At 36.9% G+C, this 19,266-nt stretch carries 11 protein-coding genes and 4 pseudogenes; 10 read left to right on the plus strand and 5 right to left on the minus strand.

All coding sequences use genetic code 11. The features are described from left to right. The first annotated feature begins 20 nt into the window (after nucleotides 1–20). Entirely contained in the window at nucleotides 21–1,292 is a 1,272-nt protein-coding gene (gene purD, locus MWH06_00160; protein ID UPA55136.1) for a phosphoribosylamine--glycine ligase, read from the plus strand. Between the two features lie 152 nt (nucleotides 1,293–1,444). Here purD and MWH06_00165 read toward each other — a convergent pair. Further along, nucleotides 1,445–1,594 (minus strand): annotated as a pseudogene (locus MWH06_00165) (IS5/IS1182 family transposase). Between the two features lie 101 nt (nucleotides 1,595–1,695). Here MWH06_00165 and MWH06_00170 point away from each other — a divergent pair. Beyond that, the gene (locus MWH06_00170; protein UPA55137.1) at nucleotides 1,696–2,511 is read left to right on the plus strand and encodes a transposase; all 816 of its coding nucleotides are present in this window, start codon (nucleotides 1,696–1,698) and stop codon (nucleotides 2,509–2,511) included. Between the two features lie 73 nt (nucleotides 2,512–2,584). On the opposite strand, the pseudogene MWH06_00175 reads toward MWH06_00170, so the two are convergent. Continuing rightward, nucleotides 2,585–2,799 (minus strand): annotated as a pseudogene (locus MWH06_00175) (transposase). 262 nt (nucleotides 2,800–3,061) lie between these two features. On the opposite strand from MWH06_00175, the pseudogene ppdK reads away from it, so the two are divergent. Then, nucleotides 3,062–5,772, plus strand: a pseudogene (ppdK, locus tag MWH06_00180) (pyruvate, phosphate dikinase). An 875-nt stretch (nucleotides 5,773–6,647) separates the two neighbouring features. Here ppdK and MWH06_00185 read toward each other — a convergent pair. Next, nucleotides 6,648–7,943: a sodium:proton antiporter gene (locus MWH06_00185; protein UPA55787.1), complete on the minus strand. Its 1,296-nt coding sequence runs from the start codon at nucleotides 7,941–7,943 to the stop codon at nucleotides 6,648–6,650. Between the two features lie 175 nt (nucleotides 7,944–8,118). Between MWH06_00185 and MWH06_00190 the strand changes: the two genes are divergently transcribed. Further along, nucleotides 8,119–9,078 carry an RluA family pseudouridine synthase gene (locus MWH06_00190; GenBank protein UPA55138.1) on the plus strand — a complete coding sequence of 320 codons (960 nt, stop codon included), beginning with the start codon at nucleotides 8,119–8,121 and terminating at the stop codon, nucleotides 9,076–9,078. Nucleotides 9,079–9,085: 7 nt separating this feature from the next. On the opposite strand, the gene MWH06_00195 is transcribed toward MWH06_00190, so the two are convergent. Together MWH06_00195 and aspS are read right to left on the minus strand one after the other, a co-directional pair. Beyond that, on the minus strand, nucleotides 9,086–10,348 hold the full coding sequence (locus MWH06_00195; protein ID UPA55139.1) for an MFS transporter: 1,263 nt from the start codon (nucleotides 10,346–10,348) through the stop codon (nucleotides 9,086–9,088). Next, nucleotides 10,341–12,182, minus strand: coding sequence for an aspartate--tRNA ligase (gene aspS, locus MWH06_00200; protein ID UPA55140.1), 1,842 nt, complete (start codon nucleotides 12,180–12,182; stop codon nucleotides 10,341–10,343). The genes MWH06_00195 and aspS overlap by 8 nt, the downstream gene beginning before the upstream one ends. A gap of 196 nt (nucleotides 12,183–12,378) precedes the next feature. On the opposite strand from aspS, the gene MWH06_00205 reads away from it, so the two are divergent. The 6 genes and pseudogenes from MWH06_00205 to MWH06_00230 all read left to right on the plus strand — a co-directional run bounded on the left by MWH06_00205 (nucleotide 12,379) and on the right by MWH06_00230 (nucleotide 19,088). After that, a complete protein-coding gene (locus tag MWH06_00205) occupies nucleotides 12,379–12,810 on the plus strand; it encodes a hypothetical protein (protein ID UPA55141.1) in 432 nt (143 codons plus the stop codon). A 3-nt stretch (nucleotides 12,811–12,813) separates the two neighbouring features. Further along, complete coding sequence (gene ccmA, locus MWH06_00210) at nucleotides 12,814–13,458, plus strand: heme ABC exporter ATP-binding protein CcmA (protein UPA55142.1); 645 nt, start codon at nucleotides 12,814–12,816, stop codon at nucleotides 13,456–13,458. A 1,069-nt stretch (nucleotides 13,459–14,527) separates the two neighbouring features. After that, a pseudogene (locus MWH06_00215) lies at nucleotides 14,528–15,850 on the plus strand (IS110 family transposase). A 153-nt stretch (nucleotides 15,851–16,003) separates the two neighbouring features. After that, nucleotides 16,004–16,804: a hypothetical protein gene (locus MWH06_00220; protein ID UPA55143.1), complete on the plus strand. Its 801-nt coding sequence runs from the start codon at nucleotides 16,004–16,006 to the stop codon at nucleotides 16,802–16,804. 653 nt (nucleotides 16,805–17,457) lie between these two features. After that, nucleotides 17,458–18,726 carry a proline--tRNA ligase gene (locus tag MWH06_00225; protein UPA55144.1) on the plus strand — a complete coding sequence of 423 codons (1,269 nt, stop codon included), beginning with the start codon at nucleotides 17,458–17,460 and terminating at the stop codon, nucleotides 18,724–18,726. After that, nucleotides 18,723–19,088, plus strand: a complete 366-nt coding sequence (locus MWH06_00230) for a holo-[acyl-carrier-protein] synthase (protein UPA55145.1) — start codon at nucleotides 18,723–18,725, stop codon at nucleotides 19,086–19,088. Before MWH06_00225 ends, MWH06_00230 begins: the two co-directional genes overlap by 4 nt. The last annotated feature ends 178 nt before the right edge of the window (nucleotides 19,089–19,266 follow it).

The raw sequence follows: 19,266 nt of genomic DNA on the forward strand, positions 1-19,266 counted from the left end.
AGAAAAGCGAGGAAATAAAGATGAAGGTTCTGGTTATAGGTTCTGGTGGACGTGAGCACGCTCTACTTTGGGCTTTAAAAAAATCTCCTATCTTAACTGAGGTATATGTCACTCCTGGTCGCCAAGCTATGAAAGATCTTGGGACTCTTGTGGATATAAATATTCAAAATTCAGTGGATGTTACACAATTTTGCAAGAAAGAAAATATAGAGTTGGTTGTTATTGGTCCAGAACAACCAATAATTGATGGGCTTGCTGATGATTTAGTTGCAGAGGGAATAAGTGTTTTTGCTCCAAGTCAAGCAACTGCAAAACTTGAGGGATCAAAGTCTTTCACCAAAGGACTATGCAAGCGATATGGCATACCAACTGCCAAGTACGAGTGTTTTGTTGATGAAGGATTAGCTAAAGATTTTGTACGTAGCAATAAAATAAAGTTTCCACTTGTAGTGAAAGCAAATGGAATTGCGGCAGGGAAAGGCGTGATGATATGTTGCGCAGAAAACGAAGCTTTTTCAGCAATAGATTCAATGCTAGTGGAGAAAGAATTTGGTGAATCAGGTGAAGAAATAATCATAGAAGAATTTTTAATTGGAGAAGAAGTAAGCTTTTTTGCTCTTGTTGATGGGTTGAAAGTAGTAACTCTTGGGTGCGCAAAAGATTATAAGAGAGTGAATGAAAATAATGAAGGCCAAAATACTGGGGGTATGGGATCGTACTCATCACCTTCAATTATAAGTAAGGACATGGAGCAAAAAATCATCCAAAAAATAATATACCCTACAGCTCAAGCATTGGTTAACATGGGTACGCCTTATAAGGGAGTACTCTTTGCTGGTTTAATGATTTGCAGAGATGGCCCAAAACTTCTCGAGTATAACGTTAGATTTGGTGATCCAGAAACGCAATCTATATTACCTAGATTTGATTCAAATTGCGATTTGTTAAAATTGATGTTGTCAGTTGCAGAAGGAAAGTTAAATGTCAAAATGGTGGAACTTAACAACAAATCTACAGTTTGTGTAGTTGTTGCAAGTAAAGGCTATCCGGGTGATTATCAAAAGGGAGAAGTAATTAAGGGATTAGATAAAATTGAAAGCATTCCTGGTATATTGGTATTTCACGCTGGTACTAAATTAGATGAGAGTGGTAACTTAGTTTCCGATGGCGGAAGAGTGCTAAATATAGTAGCAGAAGGGAGCACTATAGAGGAAGCCAAAAGTAAGGTGTACTCAGCATTAAATTTTTTAGAATGGCCAGGGGGCTTCTTCAGATACGATATTGGTAGTTAATGTTAGCTGTCGGTTAGCAGGTAGCCAGCATCAGCAAGTATATTTTTGATTTCAGAGAGGTTTGCTTTAGCATTTTTCACCATTTTCACAACACTAGTTGCTTCTGCCGTTGTTATATGAATTGCATGTCTTGTGTATCAACTGCGATATGACCCTGAAATTTTTTTTCCTGCATCATAGCCCTTTCTTTCAGCAGTATCTGCGTTTTTAACGCTTTGAGCATCAATTATACAGAAACTTGTTTTCTCTTTCCGACCATTGTTAATACGGACCTTTCTGACTAATTTTTTTTTAGACACGTTCCAAAATACTTTCTTTATCTACAGACCTGCTGCAAAAGGTGATTGAAAAAATGATGTGAGAGAGGTAGAAGAAGAATAAGCAGATCAAGTAAGGGAAAAAAATGAGCTTTAGTTACTATAATATGAAAAAATACCCAAGAAACTTTCGTAATATAACAGGTTTAACTATAGAGGAGTTCGAAAAAGTAGTGGAAAAAGTGAGGTCTGGATGCGAAAAACAGAAAAAGTGTCATGGTAGAAGATCAAAACTACCAACTCTGGAAGATAAGTTGTTTTGCGTAATTTTGTACTATCGCACTTACATAACACATAGATTTTTAGGATGCCTATTCAATGTACACAACGCAAATGTATGTAGGTTACTTAAGAGAATAGAGCCATTACTCGCCAAAAAAGTGACTATAACAAAAGATAGAAGTATGACGCCAGAAAAAATACTGAAGATTTTGGCTGATGTTACAGAACAGCAAATACAGAGACCAGAAGATAGTAAAAAACGGAAGAAATCATATTCAGGAAAAAAAAGAACCAACACTATGAAAACTGAGATTATTATCGAAGAAGGAGGAAGAATTTTATCAGTGTCAAAGTCATACCGTGGTAGAATTAGTGATTTCCGCATAAGGAAACAAGAAAAATATTTACCACTTGATAGCATAAAACATGCCGATTCTGGATATCAAGGTTGGCAAAAATTGCAAAGCAATGTTATAATTCCATATAAAAAGTATCGTAAAAAGCCATTAACTCCAAAGCATAATAGAAGATTAGCATCATTTAGAATGAGAGTAGAAAACAAGATCCGAGAGATAAAGATATTTAAGATTATGTCGAATGTTTATCGCAATTTTCAGAAAAAATATAACCTGAGGTTCAATATTATTGCTGGTATTGTAAATCTTAAGCACGCCTTTTAGTTAACCTTGATTTTAGTCACCCTCCTTTCCTTTTTTTTATCGCTTGATTCGCAGCAGGTCTTACGCTTGGTTTTTCACTCCATTTTTTAAAGTAGTCGTAACAACTTCTCCATTTTGGAAACTCTTGTGGCAACATTCTCCACTGGCAGCAGCTTTTTAGGACGTATAGCACTCCACAAAATACATCATAAGTCTTCTTGGCTTTGTTTTTTTTCTACAGGATTCTAGATCTGGTAAAATTATCTTAAATTTTTCACGACTTATGTCACTTGGGTATACACTTCTCATATATCTAATTTATATACATTATCTCCTTCTTTATTCCTTCTTTGAGATCATGTACAGGTTCTTAGGGTTGAAAAACTTAGAAAGAGCCATAAAAAAATTTTTAAATATATCTTTATATTATATATTCTTATTGGTAATAATTTGTCATCTTTTTTGTTAACTTTACTGATGTTGCCAGAAGGAACGTTGTTGCCAAATTTTGTAAAATTTATTATCCTAAGGTTTCAAGTCCTCACAGGTTTATTGGAACTATATGTACAATATGTTTATCAGTGAAAATCCGGAGAAAATGATGGGGAAAAAGTTAATACATTACTTTAGCCAGGGTAAATGCGAAGGCAATGCAGAAATGAAAAATCTGCTGGGAGGGAAGGGGGCAAATTTAGCAGAAATGTGCAATGTTGGCATTCCGGTTCCACCTGGTTTCACAATTTCCACCTCTGTTTGTCAGGCCTACTGTCAGGATAATGAATTGTCTAACGACCTACGTAACGAGATCAAAAACTACATGGCGATGCTCGAAAATGACATCGGTTGTAAATTTGGGGATTTAAATAACCCCTTATTAGTTTCAATACGCTCTGGTAGTGTTAGTTCAATGCCGGGCATGCTTGATACTATTTTAAATGTTGGTTTAAATGATGAAACAGTTATTGGGCTTGCAAAAAAAAGTGGAGAACGTTTTGCCTATGATAGCTACTGCCGTTTCATCATGATGTACTCCAATGTTGTACTACAGCTTGACCATCACCTATTTCAAGATGTTGTTGATAATAAGCAGCAAAAGAGTGGAGCAAAAAGCTTAGCTGATCTTGATGTTGATGTTTTAAAGAGAATTGTTAACAATTTCAAAAGGATAGTACATGAAAAAACAGGAAAACATTTTCCGCAGAACGTTGAAGAGCAATTGTTAAACTCAGTTAATGCAGTATTTACCTCTTGGAAAAATGATAGGGCTGTTTCCTATAGAAGAATACATAATATTCCTGAAAACCTTGGAACAGCGGTCAACGTGCAAGCAATGGTTTTTGGTAATCTGAACAATAATTCTGCAACTGGTGTGATATTTACACGAAATCCTTCAACTGGAGAAAAAAGCTTTTTGGTGAGTTTTTGGTTAATGCTCAGGGTGAGGATGTGGTTTCTGGTGTTTATACTCCTATGCCAATTGACGGAGAGCAAGAAAACACCATGGAGAAGTTGCTGCCAAGTGTCTACCTGGAATTATGCGCGGTATGTGAAAAACTTGAAAGGCATTATAAAGACATGCAGGATATCGAATTTACTGTACAGGACGGTAAATTATGGATTTTGCAGACTAGGTCTGGCAAGCGCACGGCTGAAGCTGCTATTCGCATAATAGTTGATATGGTAAACGAAGGAACGATTACAAAAGAAGAAGGAATATTGAGAATTGATCCAAAAACTTTTGACAATTTATTGCATCCAGTTCTTGACGTTAAGAGTGACCAGAAAGTAATAGGGAAGGGACTGCCAGCTTCTCCAGGGGTTGCTTCTGGATATGTAGTGTTTAGTGCAAGTGATGCTGAAAAAGCTGCAGAGCAGGGTAAAAAAGTGATTTTAGTAAGGTCAGAAACGAGTCCTGAAGATATTAATGGAATGAATACTGCAAGTGGCATAGTAACAGCACGGGGAGGGATGACCTCACATGCTGCTGTTGTAACCCGTGGAATGGGTAAGCCATGCATTTGCAGTGTAAGTGGACTTTATATCGATAAAGATGGAACTTTCTTTTCTGTGGGGGATACAAAAGTAAATAAAGGTGAACCAATTACCATCAACGGAGGAACAGGGGAGGTTATGCTTGGCATTCTTCCTACAATTTCACCTGAATTGTCACAAGAATTCAAAACGATAATCAACTGGATAGATGAAATCAAAATGGTCAAAGTGAGAGCGAACGCTGATACTCCAAAAGATGCAAAAATTGCAAAAGAATTCGGTGCAGAAGGTATAGGCTTATGTCGCACAGAACATATGTTTTTCGCTAGTGATAGAATCGAATTTATTCAAAAATTGATAATAGCTGACGATGAAAATGAAAGGGCAAATGCGCTCATTAAACTAGAAGAAATGCAAAAGTCTGATTTCAAAGAAATATTTTCTATTATGGAGGGCAGGGAAGTCACTATACGGTTGCTTGATCCACCTTTGCATGAATTTTTACCCAATGATCAGTCTACTATAGAAAAAATTGCCAAATCACTTAGTAAGTCAGTTGAGTCAGTAAAAAATAAAATAGCACAGTTATCAGAAAAGAACCCAATGCTTGGCCATCGAGGTTGTAGACTTGCTATTTCTCATCCTGAAATATATAGCATGCAGATTAGGGCAATACTTAGTGCTGCAAGTGAATTAAAGAAAGAAAAGAAGATAGAAGTGGAGCCTGAAATCATGATTCCTTTTATCATGAGCGAGAAAGAATTTATTCTGATATGCGAGCTAGCAAAGAAAGAATCCTCTGTTATCTCAGCTGGGATCCAGACGCAGATTCCAGCGTCACGCGCTGGAATGACATCAGACAAGGCTTATTCAATTGGAACGATGATAGAACTACCAAGAGCAGCACTGATTGCTGATAAGTTAGCAAAACATGCAGAGTTTTTTAGTTTTGGCACTAATGATTTAACGCAAACAACCATGGGACTTTCAAGAGATGATTCAGTTAATTTCCTCGATTCTTATAAGGAAAGCAATATATTTGACAATGATCCATTTGAAGTGCTGGACACCGAAGGGGTAGGGGAGTTAATCAAGATAGCCATTGAAAGAGGCAAAAAAACCCGAAAAGAAATAAAGCTGGGTATATGTGGAGAGCATGGAGCAGATCCAAAATCTATAGAGTTTCTCATCAAGTCAGGGGTGAATTATGTTTCATGCTCACCATATCGAGTACCGGTTGCAAAGTTAGTGGCAGCACAGTTTAGCATAAAATCTAAGTTTGTTGGGTAAGTGAGAAATATAGCGATAATATAACCACTGGTGACTTTCCTCACTTAGACAACTGTGTCAAGCACTGGCTACTTAACCGTCATACCGCCGCGGTATCTCTTAGCCGCTAACAAGTAGCGGAATGACGATTGTCAGGCCAGTGCCCAGACACTGGTTCACTCTATAATGGCAGTGCCTCTATGATGTAAGGAATCCAGTTTTTATGCAATCTCATCAAGAACGTTGTGTTTTAGCGTAAGGTTGGCTACTGTTTACACTCACTAACTTAGCTGGATCCCAGTGTCTGAGCATTGGGATGACACCTGTAGCCCTACGTCATACCGCCGCGGTATCTCTTAACATAGATCCCGCTAACACGTAGCGGGATGACGATTGTCGTTTAGCCATAAATATTAAGAAATTTACCAAACGAAAAAAAAGGCAAAAGAAGCCCCATGGTTAACTAGTTATTTATATGTACTTCAAAATATTGGCGTTTTTTTATTCTAAATGCTTAATAACCGCGATTCAGCCGCTTTTAAATGCGACTAACCTAAATTATAAACATTAAGAAATTTACTAAGTGGAAAAAAAGGCAAAGAAACCCTAGGGTAGCTAGTATTCAAATTCTCCCTTGTCTATTTGACGTCTTTTACTGTCTTAAACGCTTTATAAGCGCGTTTCAGCTTATATAGGTAGAAACCTAGAAGTTTTATAAAGACATGAGGTGCACATAGTGCAAAAAATTAAGCATGATTTACGCCAAATACATTAAGTTTTTTTGTCATTAATCCACTGCAGAGATTGCGAAGATAAATAGCTTCACTTTCATGATAAGGGGGCTGGCGAAGCTTGTCAAGTAATTCCGTTCCTTATGGGTAAAAAAAAGAGAAACTCTAAGTTGCAGCCGCACAACATTTCTCTTTTCTGCTGTTGACGATTATTTCGCCTATTGTAACTGCTGCTAGAATAAAGCAATAATATACTTTTGTTAATAAAGAAACAGGTGATACAGAAGCTATACTTCCTGCTAGCAATAGTTGGGAACCATAAGGTAAGATGCCTTTTGTAGCACAAGCAAAAACATCTAATAAGTATGCGCTGCGGTGTGGCGCAATACTGTGTTTTTGTGCAAGCCTTTTTGCAATACCACCACCTAGTAAAATAGCAATGGTATTATTGGCAACTAAGGTAGTAAACATAGACGCAATTCCTGCTATCACAAATTCAGCTTTAGTTTTTGTGATATTGCTTTCATCGATAAGTTTATGCAACGCTTTTTGACCTTGTTTGTACATTATATGGCTCAAACCACCAACAAATAGCGCAAATATCACTATTTCCGTTACTTTTTTGAAACCGTCATACACGTCATGAGGAAATTGAATGATAGCATAGTCAAAAAAAGCTATTCCTAGCACACCAGCAATAATTATGTTTACAGTTATTGTTACTAAAGTGGTGACTTCAAGCAGCCCCATGATTATTAAAGAAATATAAGGAATAATTTTTATTATAGAATAATAATCTAAATTTGATATAGAAATAATTTTTGTACTACTTGAAATCACTGCCAGATAGGTGAGTGTTATAATACCTGCAGTAAATGCAACCTTAGAGTTTATTTTAAGTTTATCTTTTGCTGAAGCTCCCTGTGAAGAAACAGATGCAATGGTGGTATCAGATATCATCGAAAGGTTATCGCCAAACACGGCACCACCTACCACAGCTGCAGTTCCTATTTCAAGGCCAAAAGCTCCACTTTTTGCCAGATTAACAGCTATAGGTACCATCAGCACAACAACTCCCATAGATGTGCCAATTGCAGTTGAAATAAAAGCAGAAGCCAAAAATACTCCTGGCAGCAGTAATCTTGCTGGAAGAAAATTAAGAATTAAATTAGCAACAGTGTCTGCGCTACCAATTGATTGAGTAACCGCAGAAAATGCTCCAGAAAATAGAAAAATTAAACACATAGTAAGAGTGCTTTTGTCACCCATGCCCTCGATAACAGTATCGATGTTATGCTGAATTTTATTTGTACCACGTGAGACAGCAAAAAATAGTGCTGGTAATAAGCAGATTACTGGTGAAACCTGATGAAGTGGATTATCAGTTCCGATAAAAGAAAAATAAGCACCACTTCCCAGGTACAAGATTAAAAAAATAATCAAAGGGATAAAAGCCATCATTTTACTGTATCTCAAACTTATAACTATAACTAATTAAGTGGTTTTAAGCAAGTTTGGTTTTCACTAGTTTTGCAGAAAGTTGACAGCAGAGTTTTAAACTTCATATTTAATCTACTAAATAAATAGCACATGTAGCCGAAGGGTTTATATCTTGTGCTATACTTTATTTTATGTCATGCAAACAGTTGATATTAGCATACATCCAAGTAAAGTAATGGAGAATATAAAAACCATATCAGTAAAAGACGATAACGTTAGGCTGGATAGGTACATCAGAAGAATCTTTCCTGATCTAAAGCAATCTGTAATTGAAAAATCTTTAAGGAAAGGGTTAATCGAAGTTGATGATTGCAAAGCAAAGTCTAGTGATAGAGTAAATTCTGGACAAACTATAACGCTGAAGCACTTGAATTATATTGAGAATGCTAATTCTGATCGCAAATATAATGAAAAGTTAGTGAATCTACTAAGAGAGAACACATTATATGAAGACGAATATATACTAGCTATAAACAAACCCGCAGGGGTCATTGTTCAAGGTGGCGTAAAAGTAAAGATTAGCATTAGTGATTTGCTTGACCAAATAAGAGAGGGAGAAATATTTAAAATTGTCCATAGACTAGATAGAGATACGAGCGGAGTGATAATATTCGCACGCAATGCTAGTGTTGCCAGATACCTTATGGAGGAATTTAAAGGACGGAGGGTAAAAAAAACTTATTTAGCATTAACTTCTGGCATGCCAAGCAAGGATAGTGGAATAATAGATTATCCGTTGGTGAAAAAATATATTTCTGGTCAAGAAAAAGTGGTCGTTGATGAAGGCTCACCTCAAAGTGCCACTACGCATTTTTCAATTATAGCAAGGTTAAAACATAATGTTGCTTATTTAAAATTACAACCAATTACCGGCAGGACCCATCAGTTACGTGCACATTTAGCTCATATAAATTGCCCTATTCTTGGTGACGGTAAATACGGTGGTAAAAAAGCTTTTATTAATGGGGTAGCAAATAAAATTCACCTTCATTCGCATTCTTTATCTTTAAAATTACCAAGCAATAAAGAAATCACTATTACCGCTCCTATCCCTAAGCACATTGAAAAGTCTATTGAAGTGCTATTTTTCGACTGAAACGATTTCACCAATCAACTTTTCTGTCTTTGGCTTTGATTTGAAGCACAGATATTAGGCTAATTAATGCGCAGGCAGTAAGATAAATGCCTGCTGCAAATTTCGTTTCAGTTTTTTCTATAAGCCACATGCATATGGATGGAGAAAGGCCACCGAAAATTCCTGCGGATATATTATGTGCTAGGCTAAAACCTGTGCACCTAACTTTTGTTGGAAACAACTCACAGACAAGAGAATTATATATTCCAAAAGATGCACCTATCGGTACGCTTATCAATAGAAAAGTGAGCGTTACAATATAGTGGTTATCATATGATAATAGCGAAAGTGCCGGCAAACCGGCGCAAGTTAAAGCTACTAATGTAGGAATCATTACATTTTTTCTTCCAACTTTATCAGACAGTATTGCAAACAGCACTGCAGACGCTCCAAATGTAATTTCAACTATAATCCTTACTACATTTTTAATATTGATGCCTGAGAGAATAAGTTCTTTTACAGATATGTTGTAGAACATGATTGCTGAATAAACGATTGCATTTTGGGCTATACCAAGTCCAATTGCTATCACAAATGCTTTTTTATAGTCCCTGATTAATTCTAAAAATGGAGAATGAGATAAGTTTTTATTTTGATCGTGCACTTTATATGCTAAGCTCTCTTGCATTATATATCTTGTTAAAAAGCCTATTATGCCCATAATAGAGCAGAAATAGAAGGGCAATCTCCAGCCCCAAATTTCATAATTTTCACCTGTGAGTTTTTTACAAATAGCTATCATTACAAAACATATAATAGAACCAAGCGCGCCGCTAAAAGGCTTCATACTCCCTAAAAAACCTAGATTTTTTTTATCGCTTGAATGCTCTATTAAAAAGGCTGAGTTGATACTCGTTTCTCCACCTGCTGCCATTCCTTGCATGATTCTACATAATAGAAGTAGTATAGAAGAAAATATTCCTATTTCTTTATAGCCAGGTATAACTCCAATTACAGTAGATGGTATTGAAACTAATATCACTGAAGTAAGTAAAACTTTCCTTCTACCAGATTTATCTCCAATGTAGCCAAAAATGAATGCACCAAGTGGTCTAAATCCAAAGCCAACTGCGAAAGTACCAAGAAATTTGATTGTGCTTAAGTAATCACTTTCTGATGGAAAAAAAATGCTACTTATTGTGTGTGTTAAGGCCCCAAAAAGAGTTATTTCATACCATACAATCATGTTGCAGATTATGCCTGACAGTATTGCTTTTTGAATGTTATTCATGGTTTTTCAGTTTAATATAATCTAGTGTACTGCAGTCAATAACCTGCAAGGATAATTCACGTAAATGTCTATTGTCCACCTTGGAAGGAGCACCCATTAGAACATCTTCACCTTGCTGGTTCATAGGAAAACAGATTACTTCACGAATATTTGGCTCATCAGCAAGCAGCATAACCATTCTATCAACTCCTGGTGCTATACCGCCGTGAGGAGGAACGCCAAACCTGAATGCACGTACGAGTGCGCCGAATTTTGTATCGACTTCTCCCCGGCTATAACCTGCAATGGCAAAGGCCTTATACATGATATCCAGCTTGTTATTACGAATCGCTCCGCTTGACAGTTCTATTCCATTACAAACGAGATCATATTGGTAAGCAAGGATATCGAGTGGATTCTTTTCCTCTAAATCTTTCAGACCACCGTGTGGCATAGAAAATGGATTATGAAAGAAATCGATTTTTTTACTTTTATCGTCATATACAAAATAGGGAAAATCAATAACCCAACAGAACTTGAAGATATTATCATCTATAAGACTGAGTTCTGACCCTAAAAGAGTGCGCACTTTTCCTGCAATTGTTGCTGCCTCATTCTCTTTGTCAGAAGCAAAAAACACACTATCTCCAGGTCCTACATTCGTTACTTCTCTTATGTGATTTAGCCTATTGTCATCGAGGAATTTAGCAATTGGGCCTTTCGCAGTACCATCTTTATCAAACGTTATATATCCAAGACCCTTAGCACCGAATTCTTTTTGCGCATGTTCTATCTTTTTATCAAAGAAGCTGCGTGGTTCCTCTGCTGTCTTAGGTGCAGGGATGGCTCTGACTACCATACCACGCTCAATATTGCTTTTGAAAATATTGAACCCTGAATCACGGAAAATTTCTGTAACATCGCTGATTAATAGTGGATTGCGCAAATCTGGCTTGTCAGAACCATACTTAAGCATTGCCTCTTTGTATGTAATGCGTGGAAAATCTTTATCGACAGACTTACGAGAAAATTTAGCAAACACTTTATATAAGGTAGACTCAATAATCTGAAAGATGTCTTCTTGAGTCACAAAAGACATTTCAAGATCTAGCTGATAAAACTCTCCCGGAGAACGGTCAGCCCTTGCGTCTTCGTCACGGAAACACGGTGCAATTTGAAAATATTTATCAAACCCTGAAACCATGAGCAATTGCTTAAAAATCTGTGGAGCTTGCGGCAATGCATAGAATTTACCAGGATTTAGTCTGCTTGGCACTAGGTAGTCGCGTGCTCCTTCAGGAGAGGAAGCAGTGAGTATTGGAGTTTGAATCTCTAAAAATCCTCGCTCTATCATGAGCTTGCGGAGCTCTGCAATAATTTGTGAGCGCAAAATAATATTGTTGCGGGCTTTTTCACGTCTTAAGTCAAGAAATCGATATTTAAATCTCATGTTTTCTGGGTATTCTTGCTCGCCGGTAATGCTTGCCAACATACTTCTTTCTTCTTTTGCTATTTCTTCATCAAGGTGGAACTCAACTTCCGACTCAACGTGTAAATTGCTAACTACAACCTCAATTTTCCCGGTTGCGATAGAGCTGTTTACCGTATCTTCAGTTCTAGCTTCAACTAACCCTGTAACAGTAATCACACTTTCTGATTTTAAATTTGAAATTTCATTAAAAAAGTCCTTGTCATTATTGAACACTAGCTGAGTAATCCCATGAAAATCTCTTAAATCAACAAAGATTAGGTTACCGTGATCGCGCTTACGGTATAACCATCCAGAGAGGGTAACTTCCTTTCCTACATCATTCTTCCTTAATTCATTACACGTGTGAGTTTTATAGCAGTTCATATTTGTTTCACTTCTAAATTCTTTAAGAAGTATAGAAATAAACCTTACTGCATACAAGCCCATTCGTCAGATATTTGTCCAATTTTCAAAATAGGGTAGTGTTGCTTTTATGCTGTCTTCACTCACACAAAAATTGCACAATTTCTATAATTATGGTATAATAGTAAGGGTATTTTTAATGAATTAGATACAGGAAATGCCACTTGCACAGATCATAATATATAGCATAACGTTACTTGCTGTCGCTGTAGTATTTCTCTTTTTGAGAAAAATATACAAAAATCGCATTAGAAAAATCATATTTCCTAGAAAAGTTTTTAAAGAAGAGTGGGAAGAAGACAGAAAATTCAATGAATTATATCAAAAAAATAAGCAAAAAGAGTTGCTGAAACAACAAGAAACGCTACGCGAGAAACAAAAAGATGTGCAAGTTTATAAAGAAGATTCAGAAATAGTTGACATAGCAAAACCGGTAGGTAAATGGACAAAGATGGTTATGATGGGTAATGGTTTAATGCAGCGTTTTGCACAATTAATACATAGAGAAGGCGGACAGAAAGGATTTTGGGAGCTGTTTGTAAAAGCTCAGGCTTCAACTCAAGGTAAACATAAGGGGAAGGGCAGATAATTCATGCTCGAATGTGAAAATTTATCCTGCGCTCGTAATAACAAAGTATTATTTAAACATCTCGGTTTTAAAGCTGAGCCAAAATCAAAGATTCTAATCACTGGTCCAAATGGTAGTGGTAAAACCAGCTTAATTAGAAGTTTATCTGGACTTTTACCGCCGGTATCAGGCAATATAAGGTACTGCGGAAAAGACATATATGATGATCCAAAATCCTATATACCTTCTATGGTCTATATAGGCCATAAGAATGCCTGCAAGGATAGCTTAACTGTTACTCAAAACATAGAATTCTGGGCAGGAATACGAAATACTAGAGAACTGATTGTGGCAGCTATTTGTTGCTTGAAATTGCAATCTGTACTTAATATTAGATATGGCAAACTTTCTGCAGGCTGGAAAAGAAGAGTTGCGCTTGCTCGCCTCTTGATTTCTAATGCAAACGTTTGGCTGATAGATGAACCATTTTGTAATCTTGATAGTGCAATGTGTGAATTAGTGCTGAACCTAATCTCAATACGCTCTGAGCAAAATGGTATAGTAATTATTACAGGGCATAGCTCTACAGAGCAATTGTGTGATTTTACAACGATTGATATACGCGATTTCAATAGACTTCTTGCATATGCTACAACTGTCATTCAGTAGAAACGAAAAAACTTACTTGACAAACTCCACCAGCCCCCTTGTCATGAAAGTGAAGCTATTTTATTTAACTTCGCAATCTCTGCAGCAGATTAAAATGACAAGAAAACTTGTATTTGGCGTACTATTGTTTAATTTTTTGCACTATGTGCACCGTATGTCTTTATAAAATTTCTAGGTTTTTACCTACATAAGCTGAAGCGCGCTTATAAAGCGTTCAAGACATCACCCAACGTCAAATTTTAAAATAGAGAGTGTAATAACTAGCTACCACGGGTTTTCTATGCCTTTTTTTCTGCCTAGTAAATTTCTTAAATATTAAAGCTAAGGTTAGTTGCCGTTTAAAAGCAGCTAAATTGCAGCGTTTAAGACTTAAAAAACGCCAATACTGAAAATAGACAATGACTAGGGCTTCTTTTGCCTTTTTTTTCGTTTGGTGAATTTCTTAAATATTTATGGCTAAAGTAATTTAGGCCTACCGACAACCGTCATCCCGCTACGTGTTAGCGGGATCTCTTGTTAGCGGCTGAGATACCGCGAATGAATCGCGGTATGACGGTCTGCTGCTTGTTAGCGGCTAAGAGATACCGCGGCGGTATGACGTAGAACTGCTGTCATTCCAGTCTGGAATCCAACTTTTTCATAATCATCAAAACGTTATATTTTAACATAAAACGGCTACTTTTATACTTAATAAAATTCCTGGATCCCAGACTGGGATGACATCATAGAGGCGCTGGCCTGACAATCGTCATCCCGCTACGTGTTAGCTATACCTTTTTTCTACTTAGTTTGGATTATGCAAGCATCGAACAGACGAAATCTGTCAAATCAGAAAGAAACACACAAATTTAAGTTTTTAGTAGTTTTCAAGTATAGTTGTACAGGGAGCGCCTTTGCAGTTATGACCGACATTTTCAATGGTGCCTAAGTGCCCGTATGCAAGCATGGCTTTGGAAGGAACGGTCAAATCATTGATGGAGTCATTTAGACTACCTCGGTTAGGAGATTGTACTATCAACCGTTCCAAGCTGAAGCGTTTCCCTATTACAAATTATATGTAGGGGTTACCATGAAAAAAGCAAAAAGTAAATTAGAAATAGTGAATCCTAATGCAGCAGGAATAGACATTGGTTCAGCTGTACACTATGTGTGTGTACCTGAAGGAAGAACGCGTTCAGAAATTTGGCTGCTTTACTGAAGACCTTCATAACTTAGCACAGTGGTTGAAAAAGTGTAAAGTTACAACAGTAGCTATGGAATCAACAGGAGTATATTGGATTCCTTTATTTCAAATACTTGAGTCATACAAATTCGAGGTAAAATGCACGGCATGTAAAGAATGTACCTGGTAGGAAGTCTGACGTTCAAGATTGCCAATGGCTCCAACAACTGCATAGCTACGGACTGCTTCATGGGTCGTTTAGGCCAGATAATCAGATGTGTGTATTGCGCAGTTACGTGCGGCAACGCAAAAATCTCACTGAAAGTGCATCTACACATATTCTGCGTATGCAGAAGGCATTAATTCAAATGAATATACAATTACACAAGGTTATTAGTCATATTACTGGGATAACTGGTATGAAAATCATTGAAACTATAATTGAAGGCGAAAGAGATTCTGAAAAATTGGCAGAATTCAGGGACGTGCGAATGAAAAATGATCAGTCTACTATTGCAAAAGCGTTAGCTGGTGACTATAGAGAGGAACACTTATTCACGCTAAAGCAAGAATTTGAACTATATAATATTTATCAAGAAAAAATAGCAGAATGTGATAGAAATATTGAAGCCTATTATAAAACGTTTGAAACAAAGTCTTGTGAAAGCAAACAGCCTAAGTAAGCAAAAGAATAAAAATAGCAAAAGTAAGCCAAGCTTTGCTTTGTATGAGGAACTGCACCGAATAACTGGTATGGATTTCACTAAAATTCCTGGATTTGATGTATTAAGTATACAAACCATAATTTCAGAAGTTGGTATAAACCATAGTAAATGGCCAACAGAAAAGCACTTTTCATCGTGGTTGGGACTCAGTCCTGCTAATAAAGTTACAGGGGAAAAAGTGTTTAACACAAGAACACGTAAAGTCATTAACCGTGCTGCAAATGCTTTGCGAATAGCTGCTCATTCTGTAGGAAATAGTAAAAGTGCGTTGGGTGCATACTACAGAAGATTGAAAAAACGACTAGGAGCACCAAAAGCAATAACAGCTACTGCAAGAAAAATGGCATGCATATTTTATAGTATGCTCAAATACGGACAGGAATATGTAGAAAAAGGAATGGAATACTATGAAACACGCTATAAAGATAGAACTGTAAAAAATTTGATCAAAAAAGCGAGCGAATTTGGCTACATATTAGTTCAACAAGAAGAGTTAGTTGAGTGAGTTTCTTAGGAGAAGTCTATTGTATAGCTATTGCTGATCGTATATTACTTATAGCTTATCTATTCAAATTGCAACTTTATCTTTCATAATTAATTATTGACACTATTGATAATCCAGTTATTATTAATAGTGTATTGGTTAATGAGGTGAAAAATGTCTACGTCTAACCTTAAAATTTCAATTGCTGCTTTATCATTATGTGTATCTGCCGTTGCAATTTATATACATCTTCCTTATGTTATTGCAGCAGTTTCTGGTTCTGGTGAAATTGAAGCAGTTCCTTTAGCAATTTTTGCTGTTTCTGCTATTGTTACACTGGTTTCAGTGATATGTCTTATTAGACTGGCCGTTTCTAGAGCTGGTGATAAGGAAAAAGCAGCTTCTGATGGAGAACAGCCAATAAATAAATCAACTGAAGTTGGTTCGAACGGTAAATTAAATGATACAAATGCATCAAAAAATTCATCACCTTCTTCTCTACCACCACCTCCGCCTCCACTAAGTAGTGCTGCTCGAAAAAATAGTGCTAATACTACTGATGAAGAACCTCCTGTTAATGCTGCATCAAAAAGTAGTCCACCTAAGGTACCTATGCAGTACACATTACAATCGAATCTTAAAGAGAGCTCTCTATACAAAAAAGCACAAGTGAAAAATAATGCAGATAATATGCTAGATCCTCGTAAGTTAGATGATGAAAAGATTAAAGCAGAGGAGCTTAATCTTAAAGATGCTGCTTCTTCACCACCTTCAGTAATGTTTGAAACGCAACCAAGTTCAAGTGTCAGTGTATCACCGCCACCTCCTCCGCCTCTACCGCCTGCTCCAAGTTCAAATGGAACTCCTTTGTCAAAAAAAGCTGATAGTGATCGTGATGCTATGCTTAATCAATTAGACAAGGAAAAAAGCTCGGGAGTAAGGAAGAGCATGATAAGTGGTTCGAGAAACAGGTAGCAAAAAAGTTCGGGGGGAATAAGGAAGAGCGTGATAAGAACAGGCAGCAAAAAATCTAGGCAGTAAGGGAGATCAACAGCAACAAAGTAGTCAAGGAAATAGTCTTGTTGGCAATGCGATAAGACACACGCTTCTTGAGAGGAGAAAGAGTATATCCCCATCTTTAGATAGTAATTTGTCTAGCCCGTCTGACTCGAATGGTTGGAGTAGTAATGAAGACAAGGAATAGGATAAGCAAAGTTTTGTCTCTGCCCAAGCAGATGCATCTATAGAGGCCGACTATGAAACAGATTTTGATGAGGAACTGAGAAATTGCAAAAATGAGCCTTTAAATTTCCAACCAGACAATGAAAGAGAAAGTCCTGACAGTGGTTATGGAGATAATGCAGGATTTAGAGCCATATCTCCGGTACATCCTGAACAAAAGACAGAGGAGTCACCGGTACTGCCAGATTCTCGTGTTGATTCACCTTCTGCAGTACAAGTGAATAATGTTAACCCAGTGGATAATAAGGTGCAAGACCCATCTACTTCTTCTATCAAGGACCGCAGAAAATTCTTTGATTCAATAGGAGGTGTCCCAAATCCTTCAAAATAAGTTTACCTATAGATCTGATTGTATTAAGATTACTTAGTACAATCAGATTTATTAAATGCGCTTATCTAAATATTATCTGCCAACTCTAAAGGAAAAGCCTGCCCATGCTAAAATTATCTCCCATCAATATTCTTTGCGTGCAGGTTTAATAAAGCAGATAGCATCTGGCATCTATACGTGGTTGCCGCTTGGTCTTTTAGTGCTTAAAAATATTGAAAACATTATCAGAGATGAAATGGATAAATCTGGCGCTATTGAAGTGTTAATGCCTTGTGTGCAACCAGCAAATCTTTGGCAAGAATCAGGGCGTTACGATGATTACGGTAAGGAAATGCTATGTATAAGGGATAGGCATGAGGAAGATATGCTTTTCAGGCCAACGCACGAGGAGGTAGCAACTGATCTAATTAGAGATGTGGTAAAAAGTTACAAAGATTTGCCACTTTGTTTGTATCATATCCAGTGGAAATTCCGTGATGAGGTAAGACCACGTTATGGTGTTATGAGGGGTAGGGAATTTCTGATGAAGGATGCATACAGTTTTGATGTAGATTACGAAGGTGCACTGAATTCATATAATTTGATGTACAAAACTTACATAAAAATCTTCAAACGCATGGGGCTTACTCCAATTGGAGTGAGAGCGGATACAGGGCCAATTGGAGGAAATTTGAGTCACGAGTTTCATATATTGGCAAACACTGGTGAGAGCACTTTATATTATGACAATAAATTTTCTGAACTACTGGAAAGTGAAGATGTTGAAAGTTTGAAGAATATATATGCAGTTGCAGATGATATGCACGACCCTAAAACCTGCCTTGTGCCGCAAGAGCAGTTAAATGTTAGTAAAGGTATTGAAATAGGGCATATTTTTTATTTTGGCAACAAATACTCAAAGCCTATGAAGGCAAGTGTTACTTCTCAAGATGGAAAAAATGTCAACATGCATATGGGTTCGTATGGCATTGGGGTTTCAAGGCTTGTCGGTGCAATAATAGAAGCTTTTCATGATGATAAGGGAATTATCTGGCCAGAAGCGGTAGCTCCTTTCAGAATTGGTTTAATCAATTTACAAACGAAAGTAACGGAGACTGCAGATAAAATATACAAAGCTTTGAAGAGCGATGAAGTGCTTTACGATGATACGGAAGGAAGTATAGGAGTAAAATTTGCCAGAATGGATCTGATAGGCTTGCCGTGGCAAATAATTGTCGGAAAGAAAGCGGTAAGTGAAAACATAGTTGAAGTAAAAAATAGAGCAACTGGAGAGGTAAAGGAAATGCAGATTGAAGAAGTAATAAATCACTTTAGCACAAAATGATACGTGGTATCGGCACTGACATAGTATATATACCAAGAGTATCGAGGATATTACAAAAATACGGGGAAAAATTTCTCAATAGAATCTACACTGAAAAAGAAATAGAGCTAAGTAGAAAGTATAATAGTCAAGAAATGCGAGCAAGGCATTTTGCTAAACGCTTTGCAGCAAAGGAGGCTTTTATTAAAGCACTAGGCAGTGGTCAGGATATTACAATGAAAGATATAGAAATATACAGCGATGTAAGAGGAAAACCATATATTGCTGTCAGAAAGGATTTCATCTCAAAGGACTACAAGATTCACCTTTCTTTAAGTGACGATGGAGATTACGCTATTGCATTTATTATAATTTGCGTCTAGCAGATATTGTTTCAATTTATGCAGTTGACTTTATGCTATCTATATAGCTAAACTGACTTACGATAATTTGAAAAACCGTCATCCCGCTACTTGTTAGCGGCTAAGAGATACCGTGACGGTATGACGGTTCGCGGCAGCATGACGATAAGCTCGTCATCCCGCTACTTGTTAGCGGGAT

Origin of the sequence: Wolbachia pipientis (genome assembly GCA_023052945.1) — a bacterium.
In the GTDB taxonomy this organism is placed as follows: Bacteria; Pseudomonadota; Alphaproteobacteria; order Rickettsiales; family Anaplasmataceae; genus Wolbachia.